A 20901-nucleotide genomic window follows, 5' to 3' on the forward strand; every position below is an offset into this window, starting at 1 on the left:
GCCGTCTCTTGCATAAAACAGCGCGGAATTCGTATCTTTGTGGTCATTATGAAGAGACCAGAAGACATCTTGACCAAGCTGCTCCTCCAAAACAATGATGACTGGGAAATCGATCGTGTGACATGTGATGACTCCGCTGATGAGATACACATCACCCTCAAATATCGCCATGACACCATCCATGTTGATGGGAAGGAATTCCCTATATTTGACTTCCGCCACGAACGGAGTTGGAGGCACTTGGACATGTGGCAGTACAAGACGATTCTTGAAGCCCGAGTCCCCCGATACCGGGATGGAGATGGGATCAAGAGCGTCCCCGTTCCGTGGGCAATGCCGAACTCCCGGCTGTCTTGGTTGATGGAAAAAAACGGTAGAAACGTTACTGTCCACCAAGAATCAGACAAAGACTGCACGTCTTCTTCGCCTGTCCTTTGACCAAGTGCATGGAGTGATGCAGCGAGCTGTTGAACGGGGATTGAATCGGCGTGACGACAGGCACATCCATGAGCATGTCTGTATGGATGAGAAGTCAATCCGACGGGGGCATGAGTATGTGAGTATGCTCTATGACGGAGATACAGGAAATGTCATCGAAGTAGAGACCGGGCGCACCAGGAAAAGTGTTGAGAATCTGTGCTCCAAGGCTCTCACTGAAGAGCAGAGGGCAGGTGTGAAGACCGTATGCACGGACATGTGGGACGCCTTCATTGACGGAGCGAAGAAGTACTTCCCTAACGCCAGCCACTGCCACGACATGTACCACTGTGTCACCTATCTGAACGACGCCGTTGACAAAGTTCGCAAACGTGAGGTCAGGCACTTCCCGGAACTGAGACACACCAAATATTTGTGGTTAAAGGACCAGTCCAAATATACCACCAACGACCAGGCTCGTTTCAACAAGCTTGAAGATGCGGAATATGAGGTTTCGCAGGCTTGGAAAGTCAAAGAACTCTTTCGTGACCTCCTACATCTCAAGTACCATGGTGACATGGAAACTTACGGAATGTTGCTGCGCCGGATGGATGATGCATTGCGGTACAACATAGAGGAAATCAACGGGGTGGTCTTCATGTTCAAGAGACACCTTAAAGGCATTGTCAGAGCCATGGTCACAGGTGCAAATAACGGCAAAGCCGAAAGAACCAACGGCTCCATTCAAGAGATAAAGACCATCGGCAGAGGATATGGAACTGCCGAGAGATACAGGATTGCTATTCTATTTTTCTACGGTGGGCTAGACATAAGTTAATTCACACTAAATCCAGCAGAACCCCTTTTTTAATCGCTTTTTTAGCAATAAACCTTTAAAGTTATGTAAGTATTTTTCATGTACAACCGTATGGTATCTTTCCCTGAATTCAATATGAATTAATGAGGGATGCCGTTGAAAGAATCATCTTATTGCTTTCTCTTTATAGTTCTGCCTTCAGGCTTATGCGAAAGAAATAATGTATCAAAAAGACTTTATCGAGAAAAAAAAGTTATCTTTGCAGAAAATAAGCTACGTTCGGCAAATAGAAAACAAGTTTTCTTTGCTCTCACTTGCATTATTTTTGTAGAAAATAAGCTGCGTTCGGCAAATAGAAAACAAATTTTCTTTGCCAGTTCGTTCATAATCTCACATATAGATAATAAAATGATATGGCAATGATAGAAGTCAAAGTAAAAGATAGCGATATACGCAAAGCCGTTGAAGAAGGAATGGATAGCTTTGTCCAGGTCTTCATTGATGCTATTGATAAAGCAATAGATGGTAAACTGGCTTTGGAAACAATGCAGCAGCTCAGTGCTGACCAGATAACGTTACTGGCATGGAGCTATCTTCATCAGGAAGTGATGGATGGTGGGTATGTCCAACTGATATACAATGGTTATGGAGCATTTATCTTCAAGAATCCTTTTGCAGTTGCTATGCGTAACTGGGGCGTTCGTGAACTATACACACATATCCGTCATGGAAAGAAGTATTACGAAAAGTATCATGAGGCGATTGAAGCAGTAGAATCTGATGAAGATTTCATGGCTTTATACGAGCAGATGCCTGAGTTTGATGAGTTTGATGATGAATTTGTGGTTAATGAGGAGCGTTGGACAGAAATGATAGCAGCTTATATTGATGACCATATTGAGTATTTCGCAACAATTGAAGAATGAATAAGGAACAACAAGAAAGACGGAAGAAATCACCTGTACAGATAAGGAACAAGAAAGCCTCATTTGAGTATTTCTTTGTCGATACATTTACGGCAGGAATTGTTCTTACTGGTACCGAGATTAAGTCAATCCGTGCCGGTAAGGCTTCATTGGTTGATTCTTACTGTTATATAAATAAAGGTGAAATGTGGGTGCAGGGGATGAATATATCTCCTTATTTCTATGGCTCTTACGCCAACCATGAAGCCAAACGTCCCCGTAAGCTCCTGTTAACAAGAAAAGAGATACGCAATCTTGAAGCTGAGTCGAAGACTCCAGGCTACACTATTATCCCCACGCTTATCTTTATAGATGAGAATGGGCGCGCAAAGGTTGATATTGCATTGGCAAGGGGTAAGAAGGAATATGACAAACGGCAGACGCTGAAGGAAAAGGAAGACCGGCGGGAAATGGATCGGGCAAGAAAACATTATTAAAAGATGAAAGATGAGGTTAAGGGATAACATAAAAGAGAGGATTCTGATTCTGGATGGTGCAATGGGTACCATGATTCAAGGATATGACTTGACGGAGAAGGATTTCCGTGGCAACCTTGAACTTTTGCAGATGCTCAATTATCAAGGTAACAATGACATGTTGAACCTTACACGTCCTGATATAATAAAAGACATCCACCGTCGCTATTTAGTCGTTCCTTAAATACATTATATTATACTGATTTACAGTTAATTATCTCTCTATTTATTTGTATATTTCTGCAAGTTTTTGTACCTTTACAGTATAAAACTTGCAGAAATATATGTTAAAAAGGACCTCTAATCAATTATCATTATTCTCTTCCTTAGAGGATATGCTCAATCACAATCACCCCCTTTATACGCTTGGTAATAAAATCAACTGGCGTAGATTTGAAAACTCCTTCTCTCGTTTGTATTGTAGTACAAATGGTCGCCCTGCGCATCCTATTCGTTTGATGTGCGGACTTTTAATCTTGAAACACTTGCGTAATATCTCTGACGAAAGTGTTGTTTTACAGTGGAGTGAAAATGCTTATTATCAGTATTTCTGTGGTCAACTGGAGTTTCTTCCTAAAGAACCTTGCGAAGCTTCTGATTTGGTTCACTTCCGCAATCGTATAGGCGAAGAAGGAATTGAAGTCATTCTTGCTGAGAGCATCCGTGTCAATACTGAGAATGATAATGAGGATCATTTTAACACAGCTTTTATAGATTCTACGGTACAGGAGAAGAATATCACTTACCCAACGGATGCGAAGTTGCATAAAAAGATAATCAATCGAGTGCTCAAAATCGTTCGTGAGAAGAAACTTCCTTTACGTCAGAGCTACCAAAGGACACTGAAAGCAATCTCTCGCAACCAACGTTTTCGCAATCACCCCAGGAGTCACAGGAAGGCTGTCAAGGCTGACCGGAGTCTGCGCACCATAGCCGGTCGTTTGGTCAGAGAACCTGACCGTAATCTTCCTGACAGGAAAGGCTATGAAAAGATGTTTGAGCTCTTCTATAAGGTCCTTTCTCAAAAACGTAACAGTCGTAATAAGATATATTCTCTTCACGAGCCTGAAGTACAATGCATCAGTAAGGGTAAGGAACATAAGAAGTATGAGTTTGGCAACAAAGCTTCCTTTATCCGTTCGCTATCAGGAATTATTCTTGCTGCCGTTTCTTTTAGGAATGAATATGATGGGCATACCATAGAAGCATCCTTACAACAAACCGAAAGAATGACAGGCAAGCGCATTGATAACTTGGCAGGAGACAGAGGATATAGAGGAACAGATCTGGTTGGAACAACAAAAATACTCATACCACAAGCCCCTAAAGACAAAGATAGTTACTATCAAAAGAAAAAGAAACACAAACTGTTTTGCAAGCGGGCAGGAATAGAGCCTACCATAGGACATCTTAAAAGTGATTACAGATTATCTCGCAACTTTTATAAAGGTGTGAAAGGGGATGCTATGAATATAATGCTGGCAGCTGCAGCATATAACTTCAGAAGAGCTATGAGAGCTCTTTTGTGCTTTACAAAAACTATCATCGAAAAGTCAGTTTTGGTTGACTTTTCGACAAAATGGGCTTTTTAAGGAACGACTACATAAGGGCGATAAGGTTCCATAATGTCATCAGCAAGGCAATAGGCGTTATACCTGTTATGATGATGGATACCTAAAGTAGGTAGTAATCCACTTCCTACCAATGCTCGGGCTATTATGGCTCGAAGTATAGCATAGCCATAGTTTAAGAGATTATTGGGAGGAATTCCTTCCCGGTCTCTTACAAAGTTTGGATATTCTGTAAAGAGATTCTTCCAATAGTAGGCGGCTGCTCTTGCTTCAAGATTGTCAGGGTCTCCACTGCGTACGTCATTAGACCATACACGCATACAGTTGGTTTCTTTATCAGTGTTTATGCGCAATGTATGTTCTTGATTGAGAATCTTTTGTTTTATAGTCTGTTGCCAGAGTTGTTTTCGTAAAGGTAGAGAAGCCTCTAACTGTGAGCGGAAGCGTTCGTTTTGTATGGTGTTCCCACTTAGAGGAAGAAGTAGCCCTATGGGCATGCTTTTTGGGTTACAAGTGATAACGGCACAGTTGTTCTCAAGCAAAGCCTCCATTACTCCAGAGGTTATGGTAATACGCCTGTTGTCGAGAATTACCACCCCGATATCTTCTATCGGGATGGTACGTTCTGCTTCTTTTTTCATAGCTTCAGGCAATGTTTTATTACTTTCAACTTCAGGTAAGTGCAAAACTAATTGTGCATTTCGCAAACTTAAATAGATTGGATTGCTGAAGCATAGGGTTTTCTTTATCATAAGCAAAAGGATTTTACTTTATAATCTTAAGAATGTTGCCTAACCGGTCTACTTCAAGTTTCCAACAGACAGCTTTTATCATTTCGCCAGTTAAGGCACGCCCCATTTTATTTTTAGCCTCGTACTCAAATTTATCATATATGGGTTTTGCAGTAGTGTAAGGTATGAAATGACATTCGTTACTAGTCGAACTAACCATCTTATAAATTCGTTCTTTGCTGAGTTTGCATTCATTTGATAGCTTTTCTTCTTCTGTTGGAACATAAACCAAATCATTAGGTGAAAGATAAAATTTCAATGAAATCCCCTTTTCGTTCTTCTCTGGCACAGGTGATAGACCTTGCTTCAATCGTTCTGCAACCTCATTTAATGGAATGGTGTTGTAAGATCGATTACCGTCTTTGTCTTCATAGATTGCAAAGTAAAGATTCGTTCCTTTTTGAGCCTCAACGAACTTCTTTGTTTTATTACCAGTTTCTCCCACTTGGTATTTAGCCCCCTTAGGTTCTGAAACTCTTACTTTCAGAATAGGTTGATGTTGCTTACCATTGTTATAATCAATGATATGCTTATTCATTTCTGCTATTCCTTCTGGAGTAAAAGCAACATTGGGATCATTGCCTTTTGACTTCAGGTATTTGCAGAGAATCTGTTGTATTCCTGTATCGGTAATTGTATCAATGCGTTTAGCATCAAATGAAATGTCGATAGCCTTGCGAGTAGCAACCATCGGTTCTTTCTCGTCACTGAAAACCCAAATGCCAACCTTATTGACAGATTTCATATTTAGCCGATAATTGATACTTTTGAAGTGTGCTAGCATTTGTTTCGTATTGAACTTTTTCGCTATTAAATCATTGACATAGTCACGTAGTGCCTTGTCGCAGATAGCAGGAATATTCTCAAGTGCATCTTTCAGTTTAACAGTAACTTTGCGTCGGAGGTTGACTTGCCCAAACACAGTCTCTTTGTGCATAGGTTTTCTAATAGCCCACATATCTTGCCCTTTCTGTTCTGCCATTCCTTTCTTGCCACTCTCATCATATTTCTCATAATAGTTTGTTGCTTTGTTGATAACACGGACATAATTCTTAAAACTAACTACTACATCCTCAAGAGCAGTGCGAGCATCCTGAGTGAAGGTTTCCCAAGGTTTACGTATAATACGATTCTTGTCGCAAAGTTTCTTTCGTAAGTCCTCCCTCTGCTCTTGACTTTTAGCAGACTCGTTGTTGAGGTAATTGATAATATTACGTGATGCACAGGCTATAACGAGTGCGTCCATAGCATGATGGCGATGGTCTATACGTTTCTTGCTGAAGCCTCTCTGGAGTTCTAAGGGTAGCGATGTCTGGAAAACCTGTTTTCCTTCTTTGTTCTCCCAGCGTCCAAAGGCTTCTGTCTGGGTGAGTTTATTGAGGCGTTCAAAACGAGGGTAAACAATGCTGTTCCATACATCATTCAGTCCCCAATCCTGTTTCAGACGGTCTGTTATGCCACCAGAACATGAAACTACAAACTTAGAGTTAGTTTCTTGCTCATCTTCTTCACGTACGATATTAGAAAGGATTGCCATCACTTTCTTGCTGATATATCGACTATCATTCATCTGACGATTGAGGAATTCCTGCGGTATATCTTCCAACAAGAGTTTCTCTTTTTTACGCCTGTTATTGGCATAATGCTCTGTTACGAAGTTATAATATTCCTTTGCGTCAAGTATCTTTACGTCACCTATAGTCGTACAATGCACAATCTCGCCACTATGCTTCTTGATGAATTCATAGCCTAACATATTACTCTTGAGTTGATTTACCTCGGTCTCACAGATTACTTTATTCGTGAATGAATCATCAAAGTAACGGCTCTGTGGGATAATATGTTCTATTTGATAAGCTGATGTGAATAGTTTTGACAGGGAAATAGGCTTGCCAGTATATGGTGAACAATACTTCTGCTCCAGCCAAAGTCTATATTTAAGTAATTCTTTGGCAGAAGGTTGTGCCATTTGTGAAATCTTAGATATCTCTGGATATTGGGCATCTTCTTTCGTTAATTCCTGCAAGGCTCCCTCCTCATATATTCTTAGGATTTCCTGTTGCATTGGTGAATAGGGGCGTACATTCTCGATTTCTTTTGCATTCTTCAGTTCCATCAAGAGGCTCTTGATACGCAGGTTGGTATTCTCATTTTGCAAAATACTTTTAGACATGCGTGCACGCTGGTCAGCTGTACTCTTCATACTCCTGCCTAACTCTACATGAATCTCATCAATATGTCCTGCTTCTTTCCATATATCATGAACTGTTCTGAGGGTCTCAAGGATACACTGCTCGACGATAGGATTACGAAGTGAATGTTGCTTGAAACCATTGATATACGCCATCAGGTTTTCTGGCTTTGTCCATCGTTGTATATCTGTAGCTTCGGAGTGTCTGCCATATACAACATAACATGCTAACCATTCAGGAAGCCCCTGGAAGTCGGATAATTGACAGAAAGTGCGACCCATCCGTTCTTTTATCTTCTCATCAATTTCCCCTTTTATGATGCTTTGAATCCTATTTCTTGTTTGTTCACAAATATCAGTCTCATTCCATAGACCTCCCATACGCATTATAGCCAGCAGCTTCTTTACGGCTTTCTCGGAATAAGCACCATAGTCTTTCTTAAATGGCTTTACTTTTAAGAAAGCGTTTACAAAGTCATCATTATCTTTAAGTTTTCTCAAAGCTCCTTCTGCTTCTTCCTTGGACTCTACGGAATAGAGAAGATGCCAAAGCCGGTAGAATCGTTCTTTATCATCTAACCAACTATGGTCTATGCCAGCCTTGTCTAATGCAGCAAGCAGTTCGTGACGTGTTTCGTTACAAGGATACTTCTTTTCTTTGTCTTCAATATAGTTCCAACGAATAGGAAATTCCTTTTCCATACCCATTTTGACTTTCTTCTGTTTGAAGAAGTCTTTTAATAGGGTCTCTTGATTAATGTCTTTTCTGTCGTTGAGATATGTAAACAGCTTGGTGTAGTCTTCCATAGAAGACAAATACTCAGAGGTGACTTCTTTATCATCTGTCCTGTCAAAAAGACGAAGGTTGATGATAAATTGCCATAAACGGAACTCCTGATAATAAGGATTTGATTTTGCGATACATTTGATACCTTGCCGCTTGATTTCTCCCGTCTCCTTTATAGTATATTCATAATACTCGTATGGGCAGTCTGCTATCAGAGACTTCTTGCTCTTTAGAGGTCTTTGGTAGAAAATTAAGTCTGTAATCAAAAGATAGGTCATATCCTTTTTCATCAAACTGTCTTGATGAGGCTTGTTGCTTTGATATAGTTCTTTGATACAGGCAATTAGCGTATTTTGATCCTTTAGCTCCTTATGATGTTTTGTTTGTTCGAGCAGGATAGCTTCCAGTTCTTTCTTGTAGTACTTTCTTTCAATAGTACGGATAAAGTTACCTCTGATTTTGTCAGTAGGTTCCGAGAGTATATGGTCGTAGATAAAAGCTCCAACAGTCTTGCCAGAATCCTCTAAGAGACTTTCTGTTCGTTTCTTACGCAGTCCCCAATCATCTTCACTTGGTGCTCGGAACGAACGTTTGACTTCTCCGTTTTTATCCTTTTTGATGGTAACTCCATCTTTTTCATATTCTGTAGTTACAATAAACTGTCTGGTTTTCCCAACCCAGTCATGCAGTTCTACCTTGCTCTGTCGACGATATATCCAGCCGTTCTCTAATGTAACATTATACCACGTGTTACCACCTTTTCCTTCCTCGGCAGCCTCCACGCTGACAACCTTCAGTTCATGATATTCCTCACGTTTAGCTGGATTCTCTTCGTCTTCCTCTCCACGCAACTGGTAGTAGCCGCGTTTTTGGTTGAAATTGAGCAGTATCCAAGCTAATTCTTCTTTTCTGATAGCTTGTGTAAGTGCCTTCTTACGCAGATAATAAAGTGTCCAGTCCAAAGGAATCTTTTTTCCGCCAGCAACCAGTCCTGGTTGAGATTCAGCAAAGTCAGCCATCATCTCATGGAAAGAATCCATAAAGAGGAAACGCATAGAGCCATCCTCCTGTTTCTCCCAAGCCAACTTAGGCTCTCCATGATTAAGAAACTTGCCATACGTTGTGGCTTCTTCTCGATTCCATCCAATGGCATTTTCATAGTGTGGAGGAAGAAACTTCATTACATGTAACACTCTGTGTAAGCGTTCGCGTCTTTGCAGTGCACGTTCTCTGATTCTTCTTACACCTCGGAATCCTGTCCGTGCAGCCGTCGGAGAATCTGTCACTCCCTTGTCAAAATTGCCAAGCGTGTCCTGACTCATTGGGATGATACGACTACCAAGTTTAATGTCACGCAGGTAGTTTCCGTCGTTGTCAACGCAGACTTTAGCCCAACCAATACTATTGGTTCCCAAGTCTAATCCAAGAATTGTTTTCATTTTTTTCTTGTTTTGTTTGGTTCTTAGTTATTTTCTTTCTATATTTGCAGAAGATTTTTTCAAGCAAGTCACAATAAGGATTATTCCGTTGTGAAAACAAACAGAGCGGGGCAACTCGCTCTTTTTTTGTTTTATAGTGCCAAAGATACTATTAATCTTTTTAATCACCAAAGTATATTGTCAATATTTCCTAAAGACTAAGAAAGAAATATAACAATCACCTGTCAAGCGTCTGTTAGCAATGTTCCTTCTCGATATAAGTAAGCCGTTGTTACTCCTTACAACTTGCATTTCTGTGTTTCCATACGACTACATTCTCCCTATCACAATGATGTGCGAAATATCCTTGCAGAAACAAGTGCGTTGTTAGTATGGAAATATGCATAAAACACATTTATTTAGAAGGCGTACAATACACAGTTAATCAAATGATTACAACGTAGCACAAGAATAAGGTGGCTATTTGGGCTCTAATTAAGGTTTATCCGTTAAATGCGTGTACACTTTTCGTATAGCTTTAACGGAAGAACCGAAGTTGTTCATTAAACAAAAAAATAGTCAAGACGGTCTTGGCTGTCTACTTTATTATCATCCTCCGACACAGAAAACCTTTTCATGTTAACGCTTCGAGAACTTGCAGATAAGATATTGAAAAATCATGACATAATTTCGGATAAAACATCTACAGATAAAGGTAAAAACACGTGTAAAAAGCAAGTTTGCAACCAGCAGTAAATCAGTTGGTTATAAAGTCGTGCAAGAAAAGGTGCTTAATTAGACTTCAAAAGGGCGTTACTAAGGTCTCAAAAGGGCATCTATTGCAAGTCAATTGGGCGTCTTTTCAAAGCCAAATGAGCATGTGTTGGTTTTGAGCCGCACGAAAATAGTTTACAAACATCGGTTAGTATGGGGATAGGTTATAGATGACGGAAAACTTGTTAGTAGATAGACAAAATTTTTTATTTGTCTTTTCTACATAACATCTTGTAACTTGTTCCCCTTTGTAAGACCATCTATTTTGGGATAGTCATACCATGCAAGTGTATAAGCCTTTATAGATGCAATCTATGCATTTAACGGAAGAATCCTAATTAAGCACTAATTGTCATCCAATAGATGCTTACTTGAAGGTTAATTAGTGCTTAGTTTGGATGCAAGCAATCATCAATGGCGTTCAAGCCCAATGAATTTATTTTGCATAAGCCACACACTGTACTTTCCTTTTTCAGACAGCACACGATGAAGATTGATGCTGTCATGAATATTACATTCAAGACGAAAGTCATTTCAGAAGCAGTGGTATCAAGGTGAAATAACCCATATTGTCAGTATTAGCTGTCTGTTGATTCCTAAGCAATGGTACAAAAAAGTAGGAAGAAAACCTGATAGTCTTCTTCCTACTCTTATTCTATAATCCTCTACTTGGATTTCTTATTTGCTTTTCAATTCAGCAAGACTTGCTTTCAAAGTAGCAATCTTCTCCTCAGAGTCGCTCTGCTTCTTACGCTCACGCTTGATAACAGCTGCAGGGGCATTTGCCACGAAGTTCTCGTTTGAAAGTTTCTTCTTTATACCTGCGAGGAAGCCTTCAAGGTGCTTGAGTTCCTTCTCTTGCTTCTCAATCTCAGCCGTAACATCAATCAAGTCGCCCACTGGAACAGCGAAACTGTCGGTGCCAACCATGAAACCAGATGCGTCACCGCTCTTCTCTGTTACCACTTCAATAGCCTTCAAGTTAGCCATCTTGATGATTACACTGTTATAAGCCTCATAGTTGTTCTGACCGATTACGTTCAAGTCGAGTTCAACCTTTGGAGCAATGTTCTTCTGGTTACGTACGGTTCTTACGCCGCTGACAATCGCCTTAACCTGCTCAATTGCTTCGATAAGAGTCAACTCATCCTTGCTTGGAGCATCGAGCTTGAGTTCATCACGCATAATACTCTCGCTGTCTTTACGGGTGTAGATGTGCTGCCACAACTCCTCTGTAATGAAAGGCATGAATGGGTGGAGCATCTTTAACAGTGCATTGAAGAACTTCAGCGTTGCTTCGTAAGTCTGCTTATCGATTGGCTTACCATATTCTGGCTTAATCATCTCCAAGTACCAACTTGAGAACTCGTCCCAGAAGAGGCGGTAAACTGTCATCAAAGCCTCTGATATACGATAGCTCTTGAACTGCTCGTTCATCTCTGCATTCACTTCCTTCAACTTAGCATCGAACCATTCAACAGCAATCTTACTTGCCAATGGCTGCTCTGCATCAGTTGTATCCCAACCCTGAACGAGGCGGAAAGCATTCCAAATCTTATTGTTGAAGTTACGTCCCTGCTCACAAAGTGTCTCATCGAAGAGGATATCATTACCTGCAGGTGCAGAGAGCATCATACCCATACGGACACCGTCAGCACCATACTTCTCGATAAGCATGATCGGGTCTGGTGAGTTACCAAGACTCTTACTCATCTTACGACCGAGCTTATCACGTACAATACCTGTGAAATAGACATGCTTGAATGGGAACTTGCCACGATACTCATAGCCTGCCATAATCATACGTGCTACCCAGAAGAAGATAATATCTGGACCTGTAACGAGGTCGCTGGTAGGGTAGTAGTAGTTAATCTCTTCGTTGTCAGGGTTATTGATACCATCGAACACAGAGATAGGCCACAACCAACTTGAGAACCAAGTGTCCATACAATCACTCTCCTGCTCAAGGTCGGCAGCTGCAACAGAAGGATTGATTTCTTGTGCCAACTTCAATGCTTCCTCAGTAGTTTCAGCTACAACGGTAGCATTCTTTCCCTCAGCATCCTTGAAGTAATACGCAGGAATGCGATGACCCCACCACAACTGACGGCTGATACACCAGTCCTTGATGTTCTCTAACCAGTGACGGTAAGTGTTCTTATATTTCTTTGGATAGAACTCAATATCATCATCCATAACAGGAGGAAGAGCAATGTCAGCAAAGTGCTGCATTTTCAAGAACCATTGAGTAGAGAGCTTTGGCTCGATAGGAACGTGTGTACGCTCAGAGTAACCCACCTTATTATCATAGTCCTCAACCTTCTCCATCAAGCCTGCAGCTTCCAAGTCCTTTGAGATCTGCTTACGTACATCCATACGGTCCTGACCAACATAGATGCCAGCTGCTTCAGAGATAGTACCGTTATCATTAAAGATATCAATCGTCTCTAAGCCGTGCTTCAAACCAAGCGCATGGTCGTTTACGTCGTGAGCAGGAGTTACCTTCAAACAACCAGTACCGAATTGGATATCAACGTATGAGTCTTCAACTACTGGAATCACACGGTTTACCAATGGAACTACGACACGAAGACCTTTCAGCCATGTATTCTTAACATCCTCTGGATTGATACACATAGCCGAGTCACCCATGATAGTCTCTGGTCGAGTAGTAGCTACTACAGCATAGTAGCCCTTCTCATCCTTGTGCATTACGTTGCCTTCATCCTTACGTTCAACCTTTGTCTGGTCTTCTTCTGCAACATAATATTTAAGGTGATAGAGCTTTGAATGTTCATCCTTATAAATCACCTCTTCATCAGAAAGAGCGGTCTGCGCCTGTGGGTCCCAGTTAACCATGCGTACACCACGATAGATGTAACCCTTCTTATAGAGGTCGCAAAATACTTTAATAACGCTTTCGCTGCGGGTATCATCCATAGTGAAAGCTGTACGGTCCCAATCACATGAGCAACCAAGTCGGCGCAACTGCTTGAGGATGATGCCGCCATGTTCGTGTGTCCAATCCCATGCATGTTCAAGGAACTGCTCACGTGTGAGGTCGGTCTTCTTTACACCTTGCTCAGCGAGTCGGTTCACCACCTTTGCTTCGGTAGCAATACTTGCGTGGTCAGTACCAGGAACCCAGCAAGCATTCTTGCCCTCCATACGGGCACGTCTTACAAGAATATCCTGAATAGTATTGTTCAGCATGTGCCCCATGTGAAGCACACCCGTTACGTTTGGTGGTGGGATAACCACGGTGTAAGGCTCACGGCCATCAGGCTTAGAACTGAAAAGCTTGTTGTCCAGCCAATACTGGTACCATTTTGATTCCACAATCTGTGGATCATACTTGCTTGCTAATTCCATTGTCTCGTATATTATTATTTCTTTATTATCTTTAAAATTGCGATGCAAAAGTACAAAAAATCCGCCTAAAAAGTGTATCTTTGCATCAATAATAGTACACTGATGAGTACTTTAACGTTTATCTTTAACTTTAAACATCAAGACATTGCATACTAAAGAAGAGAAACTGAAAGCTTTTGCCCGACTTTTAGACATTCAAGAGCGACTCCGAAAGGAATGTCCGTGGGACAGAAAACAGACCAACGAAAGCCTCCGTCCCAACACGATTGAAGAAACATTTGAGTTGGCAGATGCGCTCTTGAAAAATGACTCAAAAGATATCTGTAAGGAACTTGGTGACGTGATGGAGCACGTTATCTTCTATTCATTGCTTGGTGAAGAAAAAGAAGATTTCGACGTTGCTGATGTCTGCAATGCTCAATCCGACAAACTTATGTTCAGACATGATTTTATCGACTGGACAGGTTGGAGTGTGACACGTTCTGACATGGTTGTTAATGCTTCTGGACAAGTCGTTTACAAGGATGAAGAATCGTCCATCAACAACACACAATCATCAACCCCCAACACTGCTTCCCAAGTGGAATCTACCTGGGAACAACGTAAACAACGTGAACGTGACGGTAACACCTCGGTACTCTCTGGTGTGCCAAACTCTCTACCCAGCCTTATCAAGGCTTATCGCATTCAAGACAAGGCGCGAAATGTCGGCTTTGATTGGGAAGAAAAAGAGCAGGTTTGGGACAAGGTCTATGAAGAATTAGGAGAGTTAAAGAACGAGTTGAAGAAAGAAGATAAGCAACGTTCAACAGAAGAACTTGGCGACTTCCTGTTCTCTCTCATCAATGCAGCACGACTCTATCATCTGAATCCTGACAACGCCCTTGAATATACTAATCAGAAGTTCATCAAACGATTTAATTATATAGAGGAAACTGCTAAGGCAAAAGGAGTTACAATAAAAGACTTAACTCTTGCTGAAATGGATGAACTGTGGGAGCAAGCTAAGGCTGTCAATAAATAAAATTACTATAGAAATTAAGGAATATAAATATGAGAAAGACCTTTTATTTTATCATGTCTTTGTTTATTCTTGCTGTAGCAATCTCTTGCAAGGATAGCAAACCTAAGTCTGTCATGTCTCAGATAAACGGGACTGAAGACTCAGTATCTACAAACGATAGTACGATATATGGTACTATGGTTGATGGTGGTATGAACTCTATCATCCTACTTACTGACAATGGCGACACTGTTGAATACCTTGTAAACCCTGACGATACCCTCGAAGTTGTCAAGGGTGGCAAGATTAATGGCGACCGCTTTGCTATTATCGGCTATAAGGAATATGGCGATTATTTCATGCGTTCAGCTATCAACCTTACTTCGTTATTAGGTAACTGGACAAGCCTTGACCGCAACTTCGAGATAAAAGAAGGTGGAACGGTCAGCTCTACGCTTCAGTCGGAGAAGAACCCTTGGACTGCCTGGAAAGTATGGAATGGCAAACTAATTCTGTCAAAAGACACATTCACTGTTGAAAATCTTGGTGCTGACTCTCTGGCCTTGGAGAACAAAGCTGGTATCTTTGTATTTACAAGAGGGAAATAAGGCGGAAGTTTCTTCTCCGACAGCCATACCTTTCCCAAGACGAGGTGGATTGAACAGAATTTTATTTGCTGACACTTTGCTGACAACAGGGGATTTCCCTTTATCAAAATCCCTCTCTGTCTGGAGAGGAATAAGATTTCATGCTCCCTTTTTCTGAGCATCAATGCGTGGTCGGCTATTTGATTTTTACATGTATGGAACCTTTCAAAGTACGTATTCTTGGTTGTGGCAGTGCCTTGCCTACCTTACAGCATTATCCTTCCTCTCAGGTAGTTGAACTCAGGGACAAGCTCTTCATGATTGATTGTGGGGAAGGAACACAAATTCAACTCCGTCGCCTGCGCGTACATTTCTCAAAGATTATCTCTGTTTTCATCAGCCACCTTCATGGCGACCATTGCTTTGGTCTGCCCGGCATGATTTCAACCTTTGGTATGACAGGGCGAACTGCTCCTTTGCATATCTATGCACCTGCTGCGTTTGAGCCAGTGCTCAAGCAGACGCTCAACTTCTTTTGTCAGGGCTTGGAGTTTGAAGTAGTTTTCCATTCTGTAGACACAACACAAAACAAGGTTGTTTATGAAGACAGAAGTCTGACGGTTGAAACAATTCCTTTACAGCATAGAATCGAATGTTGCGGATATCTTTTCCGGGAAAAACAAATTCTGCCACACATACGACGTGACATGATTGACTTCTATAATATCCCTGTTAGCCAAATCAACAACATCAAGGCTGGGGCTGACTGGACGACACCAGAGGGGGATACCATTCCCAACAATCGTCTTACAACACCTGCTGCACCTGCTCGCAGTTATGCCTATTGTTCTGATACACGGTACATCAAAACCCTACATAAATTGCTTCAAGGCGTCAACACGCTCTATCACGAAAGCACATACGCTGCCGAGGATGCTGATCGTGCACGTCTCTACTGGCACAGCACGTCGCAGCAAGCTGCACAGGTAGCCCGTGATGCTGCTGTAGACAAGCTCCTTCTGGGGCATTATTCTGCACGCTATGGCAATGAGGAGAAACTGCTAGAGGAAGCAAGAGAGGTGTTCCCCAATACCTTTCTCTCACAGGAAGGAAAGACATTTGATATATAGGTGGATACGCCACATCAGTTAACTGCCAACATGTTTAAGCCTGATTTCCAGACAGTCTGCCAGCATGAAGAAGGAGTATAACAGGCTGCGTAACTGATGTCAGAGAACGGAATGGTGAAAAGTAACTATTCAGCAGTATTGCCCAGTCTGTATTCTCTCCTCTAAAATCTTCGTATAAAGGCTATAAAGATGCTCATTTTTCTTGCGTATTTCAGATTTTCTTTGTACCTTTATACCTATGAAAGAGCAAGTTACGGACATATCAAAAGTGTTACAAGACATGACGGAAGAGATGCGGTTGTTGCGTGAAACTGTCAACCGGCAGTATGCCGAGAATGTCAAATTGAACCGTAACATAAATGCTCTGAACCTCCAAATCCGCAAGAAAGATACGGAACTTACAAACTTACGGGAACGCTTGGCCAAGTATGAAAACCCTGACAAGAACTCTAATAACAGCAGCACTCCGCCAGTCAGGGAGCATATGAAGGATGAGGTTGTCAGAAGAACAAGAAGTCTCCGTAAGCCAAGTGGTAAGAAGCCGGGAGGACAAAAGGGACATGATGGGCATAAGTTGTCTTGCTCTTCCGTACCTGACGAGATAATTGATGAGGTACCCAACTATTGCACTCGTTGCGGAGAATCTTTATCAGACGCAGAGCGTGTACTTGATTATGTTACGCAGGTTGTTTCCATTCCAGAGTTGAAGCCCGTAATCAAGGAAATCCGACACTATGTGATGGTATGCAAGAACTGTGGTGAACGTATCCGGACGGCGGTCAAACAACGTGGTATATGATTCAAGCGTAAAGGCTCTGGTGGTTTATCTGAGTGTCGTGCAATTTCTTCCATACGGTCGTATAGCAAGTCTTTTGCGTGAGGTATTCGGTCTCACTCCAAGTGAAGGCTCGCTGGTGAACTGGGTGAATGAGGCAAGGAGAAATGCGCAACCTGTGATTGATAAGATCAAAGAACATATCAAGTCATCAGCAGTAGTTGGTTTCGATGAGAGTGGTTTGTACTGTAACAAAAGACCCGATTGGGCCTGGATAGCACAGACAGTTTATTACACACTGCTTTTCCGTGCTGACGGAAGAGGATCGAAGGTGTTGGCAGACAGGTTTGGCGACAGCCTGGACGAATGACTGCCGTTACCGACCGCCATAGCGCATACTTTGCACTCCATTTCCTCAATCATCAGGTATGTCTTGCCCACTTGCTTCGCGAACTGCAATATCTTTCAGAGTTGAACACCGGGCAGGAGTGGTCCGGGAATGTAACCAGTCTGTTCCGTGAAGCCATTCACGAGCGGAACGCCAATCCGAACGACGTCATAGACAAGGTGTCATGGATTGAACGTTTGGATAATCTACTCAAACAGAATATAGAGGAGCTTGGTAAAAAGTTTATTACGTTCAGAAAAGGCTTGGTCAAATGCAGAGATTACATTTTCAATTTCCTCGAAAATTCGATGATACCATTTGACAATAATGGAAGCGAAAGAGGAATACGCAAGCTAAAAATCAAACTGAAGAACTCCTGTGCTTTTCGTTCAGACTTCGGAGCAGACGCTTTCCTTGAACTTCATTCGATTGTAGAAACAGCTAAGAAGCACGACAAAACTCCATATAATGCGATTCAAGCCTTATTTAAGGTTTGATAAATTGATATGCACTGTATATATCGATTATCGCTGAATAGTTACAGCAAATCACAACTAATCACCACTCCTTAAATTTTCTCAATTTGTTGTTTTGTATACTGCAATGGTACGATTTTCAAGCAAATCACAACTCCACAGGGCATGATAACAAACACTCCCAATGCATCAAGTGGGATGCTACAACCTCCTATACCTAAGCCGGAAACCTCTGGGTGGGGGACTTACTTGGATAATGCTGGGATGAATGGTTTTAGCGACATATCCAAGAATTTGGGCTATGTCATTGCCATGTTGCCGGACATGCTTATCGGAATGTTCACCGGCAAGACCTCTTCGTTTACGGTGGGTAACAATATTCTGCCACTGGCGGCGATAGCGGCAGGACTGTTCAGCAAGAACCCACTTTTAAAGCTCATGTTCATGGGATTCGGAGGCATGAATCTCTTGAACAATGCCGGTCATGAGATATTAGGTGTTTCCACACCCGCCGCACCATCAAGGAAATACAAGCAATATGCTGACGAACCTCTCAATCCACGATTAAACAATATAGCCATAAGAGGGCGTTCGATGATAGCAGATATTGACAATCTGCCAGTCGTCATTAATATTTCCGACCAAGCTATTGACGCATATGAAAAAAAAGCTATACCTTTGAACACGCTTGCAAATGCGGTGTTGAGAAAGTATGACGAAAACAGGTCGGCAGCTGCAAACAGCTATGACAGGAATATGTCTTCAGCTGAAGTACAAGAGTCGCAGCGAGGTTATGGATTAAAGTAGATTTATTTTCTATCACATACTTGTTAGCGGGCCCTGCTGGCGTAGTTGATTGCGTCGGTGGGGCTTTTTTATATAAAAGAAGTGGAGAAGAACAAGAGTTCATCCCCACTGTATTCTAATGCCTCATTTCCGCAGCGTTTTTCCTTGTGAGTCGATTTTATATGTTGAGATGTCTTTTTGAGGCTCTATATGCTGATATAAGGCTCTTCGGGGCTTCCTGGGTCTTGCCTGGGCATGAAATCCCCCACCCAAACCAATGGGGAATATGATAACCACAAAGAAATGCAGCTTATTCAAGGAATACTTCAGAGTAGTATGTTTTATTTGTATACAGGTTCAGGACGTTTCGCCTTCCTGTTCTCACCCATTTTGCCGGTACGATGACGAAATGCAGGATAAAGGCTTTCAGCCTGCTTGTCTTTTTCAACGGCTTGACCTTCTCGCTGATATTACGGACGAGATAGAGATGGAAGTTCTTCAGCATGGCGGTAACCATCATGAAAGCCATGTTCTCAGCCATGAAGGAAAAGGGCAGATGTGCCCATCCGAAGTCATTGTTCTGTATGTCGAAGTTCTTTTCGCTCGCTCCACGTTCATTGTAGAATGTGATGATGTCCTTCCCGGCAGATGTCCGGTTGTTGGTAAGGATACAGCGGTATGTGTATATCACTCCGAACATATCCGTCTGTTCCCTGCCGTGCCTGTCTTTCAAGGGAGTACGCTGTACGACAAGCCTGTATGACTTTCCTTCGATGAGGTCGTCCATGCTGACGGAGGTGACATCGCATCTCTCATAGCCAACCTCAACGCTCTTCCATCCTTCCAGCTGGCGGAAGTCCCCGCACCGGCTGCCGCAGTTGGCAGCACGTATATAGAACGTGTTGCAGCGCTGCTCTACGGTTCGGATGATTTCCTTCGAGAACGACCCGCAGTCGGCACGGAAACGCTCTGTCACAACACCAAGCTCGGAGGTCACACGGTCCATAATGCGGCGAAGCGTGTCCTCCTGATGGAATTTCACATTGGTGTTTCCGTCACGGTTCTCACCTCCGACTATGATGCCCCCGATGGAAGCCCAGCCCGGGAAATAGCCATGGTCCTGCTTGTAGGAATACTTTGCATCGAACTTGCGGGCTGGAACAAACTGGTGGTCAAAGTCCAGGTCAACATGGCTGCCCGCCTTTATAAGACCCATTCTACGTATCATACGTAAAAGTAAGGTGTTCAGCTTCTCTGCAGTGTTGAAACTGTAGGACTTGCCGGAGGTTTCGCTCCTGTAGACAATATTCTCTTCGGCAAGCTCCTTCAGTCCGCGCCCCACGGTGTCGGCACCGGGTAACAGCGTACCAGGTCTCTGCCTGAACTGCCCAATAAGCGCATTGATGTCCTCAAGGCAATCCCCACCGCAAAGGTAGCTGAAGAAGAGAGAGCCCAGGATGCTTCCATGGCTGAATGCCTTGCCGCTGCATCCGCGTCTGCCCAACACGGATTCGGTAATTTTTTCAAGGCCCAACTTTGAAAAAACGTCCATGATGTGATAAATTCCTCCGAAGGAAGTGATATTCTCGTTTTTAATTGCTACCTTTGTCATGTCAGATTTTTGCTTGCTTGTTATGTTTGTTGCACTAAGATAGGTGAAAATTCTGACATATCCAAGTGTTTTGAGGACTTTGTTTCTCAGGCACTTGGATTTCTCACAAGAAATTATGCTGCGGAATTAAGGCTCATTATCATTCTCAGTATTGACACGGATGCTCTCAGCAAGAATGACTTCCATTCCTTCTTCGCCTATACGATTGCAGAAGTGAACCAAATCAGAAGCTTCGCAAGGTTCTTTAGGAAGAAACTCCAACTGACCACAGAAATACTGATAATAAGCATTTTCACTCCACTGTAAAACAACACTTTCGTCAGAGATATTACGCAAGTGTTTCAAGATTAAAAGTCCGCACATCAAACGAATAGGATGCGCAGGGCGACCATTTGTACTACAATACAAACGAGAGAAGGAGTCTTCAAATCTACGCCAGTTGATTTTATTACCAAGCGTATAAAGGGGGTGGTTGTGATTGAGCATATCCTCTAAGGAAGAGAATAATGATAATTGATTAGAGGTCCTTTTTAACATATATTTCTGCAAGTTTTATACTGTAAAG

Annotated in this window: 13 protein-coding genes and 3 pseudogenes; 11 read left to right on the top strand and 5 right to left on the bottom strand. The window is 42.2% G+C overall.

Annotation, left to right across the window (positions count from 1 at the left end):
• The first annotated feature begins 48 nt into the window (after positions 1-48).
• From ADJ77_RS13390 to ADJ77_RS08860, 6 genes and pseudogenes are all read left to right on the top strand, one after another.
• Positions 49-438 (top strand): transposase family protein, encoded by a 390-nt coding sequence (locus ADJ77_RS13390; RefSeq protein WP_154663392.1) that lies wholly within the window; start codon positions 49-51, stop codon positions 436-438.
• Positions 428-1255, top strand: coding sequence for an ISL3 family transposase (locus ADJ77_RS08835; protein ID WP_244148592.1), 828 nt, complete (start codon positions 428-430; stop codon positions 1253-1255). The genes ADJ77_RS13390 and ADJ77_RS08835 overlap by 11 nt, the downstream gene beginning before the upstream one ends.
• Positions 1256-1653: 398 nt before the next feature.
• Positions 1654-2160 (top strand): DMP19 family protein, encoded by a 507-nt coding sequence (locus ADJ77_RS08845; protein ID WP_025079275.1) that lies wholly within the window; start codon positions 1654-1656, stop codon positions 2158-2160.
• The gene (gene smpB / locus ADJ77_RS08850; protein WP_025079274.1) at positions 2157-2636 is read left to right on the top strand and encodes an SsrA-binding protein SmpB; all 480 of its coding nucleotides are present in this window, start codon (positions 2157-2159) and stop codon (positions 2634-2636) included. The genes ADJ77_RS08845 and smpB overlap by 4 nt, the downstream gene beginning before the upstream one ends.
• Before the next feature lie 10 nt (positions 2637-2646).
• A pseudogene (locus ADJ77_RS08855) lies at positions 2647-2847 on the top strand (homocysteine S-methyltransferase family protein); the annotation flags it as partial.
• A 112-nt stretch (positions 2848-2959) separates the two neighbouring features.
• Positions 2960-4267: an IS5 family transposase gene (locus tag ADJ77_RS08860; protein ID WP_050696302.1), complete on the top strand. Its 1308-nt coding sequence runs from the start codon at positions 2960-2962 to the stop codon at positions 4265-4267.
• Here the strand turns inward: ADJ77_RS08860 and cas1 are convergent.
• The 3 genes from cas1 to ADJ77_RS08875 form a co-directional block, all read right to left on the bottom strand.
• Positions 4264-4998 carry a type II CRISPR-associated endonuclease Cas1 gene (gene cas1, locus ADJ77_RS08865; protein ID WP_050696303.1) on the bottom strand — a complete coding sequence of 245 codons (735 nt, stop codon included), beginning with the start codon at positions 4996-4998 and terminating at the stop codon, positions 4264-4266. The two genes, ADJ77_RS08860 and cas1, sit on opposite strands and share 4 nt — an antisense overlap.
• A gap of 13 nt (positions 4999-5011) precedes the next feature.
• Positions 5012-9454, bottom strand: a complete 4443-nt coding sequence (cas9, locus tag ADJ77_RS08870) for a type II CRISPR RNA-guided endonuclease Cas9 (protein ID WP_050696304.1) — start codon at positions 9452-9454, stop codon at positions 5012-5014.
• A 1431-nt stretch (positions 9455-10885) separates the two neighbouring features.
• Complete coding sequence (locus tag ADJ77_RS08875; RefSeq protein WP_025079147.1) at positions 10886-13579, bottom strand: valine--tRNA ligase; 2694 nt, start codon at positions 13577-13579, stop codon at positions 10886-10888.
• Positions 13580-13724: 145 nt separating this feature from the next.
• On the opposite strand from ADJ77_RS08875, the gene mazG reads away from it, so the two are divergent.
• From mazG to ADJ77_RS08900, 5 genes and pseudogenes are all read left to right on the top strand, one after another.
• Positions 13725-14603: a nucleoside triphosphate pyrophosphohydrolase gene (mazG, locus tag ADJ77_RS08880; RefSeq protein ID WP_025079146.1), complete on the top strand. Its 879-nt coding sequence runs from the start codon at positions 13725-13727 to the stop codon at positions 14601-14603.
• A gap of 29 nt (positions 14604-14632) precedes the next feature.
• Positions 14633-15190: a lipocalin-like domain-containing protein gene (locus ADJ77_RS08885; RefSeq protein WP_025079145.1), complete on the top strand. Its 558-nt coding sequence runs from the start codon at positions 14633-14635 to the stop codon at positions 15188-15190.
• A gap of 194 nt (positions 15191-15384) precedes the next feature.
• Positions 15385-16299 (top strand): ribonuclease Z, encoded by a 915-nt coding sequence (locus ADJ77_RS08890; RefSeq protein ID WP_025079144.1) that lies wholly within the window; start codon positions 15385-15387, stop codon positions 16297-16299.
• A gap of 238 nt (positions 16300-16537) precedes the next feature.
• Positions 16538-17959: pseudogene (gene tnpC, locus ADJ77_RS14570) on the top strand (IS66 family transposase).
• A 144-nt stretch (positions 17960-18103) separates the two neighbouring features.
• Positions 18104-18745, top strand: a complete 642-nt coding sequence (locus ADJ77_RS08900; protein WP_025079267.1) for a hypothetical protein — start codon at positions 18104-18106, stop codon at positions 18743-18745.
• 289 nt (positions 18746-19034) lie between these two features.
• Here ADJ77_RS08900 and ADJ77_RS08905 read toward each other — a convergent pair whose 3' ends face one another.
• Both ADJ77_RS08905 and ADJ77_RS13400 read right to left on the bottom strand, forming a co-directional pair.
• A complete protein-coding gene (locus ADJ77_RS08905; RefSeq protein WP_050696305.1) occupies positions 19035-20336 on the bottom strand; it encodes an IS1380 family transposase in 1302 nt (433 codons plus the stop codon).
• Positions 20337-20468: 132 nt separating this feature from the next.
• Positions 20469-20873, bottom strand: a pseudogene (locus tag ADJ77_RS13400) (transposase); the annotation flags it as partial.
• Positions 20874-20901 lie beyond the last annotated feature (28 nt).

It is taken from the genome of Prevotella fusca JCM 17724, assembly GCF_001262015.1.
Taxonomy (GTDB): Bacteria; Bacteroidota; Bacteroidia; order Bacteroidales; family Bacteroidaceae; genus Prevotella; species Prevotella fusca.

Bases quoted from the DNA above. Each gene is read 5' to 3' on its own strand.
- ADJ77_RS13390 (WP_154663392.1), top strand. From the start codon at position 49: ATGAAGAGACCAGAAGACATCTTGACCAAGCTGCTCCTCCAAAACAAT.
- ADJ77_RS08845 (WP_025079275.1), top strand. From the start codon at position 1,654: ATGATAGAAGTCAAAGTAAAAGATAGCGATATACGCAAAGCCGTTGAA.
- smpB (WP_025079274.1), top strand. From the start codon at position 2,157: ATGAATAAGGAACAACAAGAAAGACGGAAGAAATCACCTGTACAGATA.
- ADJ77_RS08860 (WP_050696302.1), top strand. From the start codon at position 2,960: ATGTTAAAAAGGACCTCTAATCAATTATCATTATTCTCTTCCTTAGAG.
- cas1 (WP_050696303.1), bottom strand. From the start codon at position 4,998: ATGATAAAGAAAACCCTATGCTTCAGCAATCCAATCTATTTAAGTTTG.
- cas9 (WP_050696304.1), bottom strand. From the start codon at position 9,454: ATGAAAACAATTCTTGGATTAGACTTGGGAACCAATAGTATTGGTTGG.
- ADJ77_RS08875 (WP_025079147.1), bottom strand. From the start codon at position 13,579: ATGGAATTAGCAAGCAAGTATGATCCACAGATTGTGGAATCAAAATGG.
- ADJ77_RS08885 (WP_025079145.1), top strand. From the start codon at position 14,633: ATGAGAAAGACCTTTTATTTTATCATGTCTTTGTTTATTCTTGCTGTA.
- ADJ77_RS08890 (WP_025079144.1), top strand. From the start codon at position 15,385: ATGGAACCTTTCAAAGTACGTATTCTTGGTTGTGGCAGTGCCTTGCCT.
- ADJ77_RS08900 (WP_025079267.1), top strand. From the start codon at position 18,104: ATGATAACAAACACTCCCAATGCATCAAGTGGGATGCTACAACCTCCT.
- ADJ77_RS08905 (WP_050696305.1), bottom strand. From the start codon at position 20,336: ATGACAAAGGTAGCAATTAAAAACGAGAATATCACTTCCTTCGGAGGA.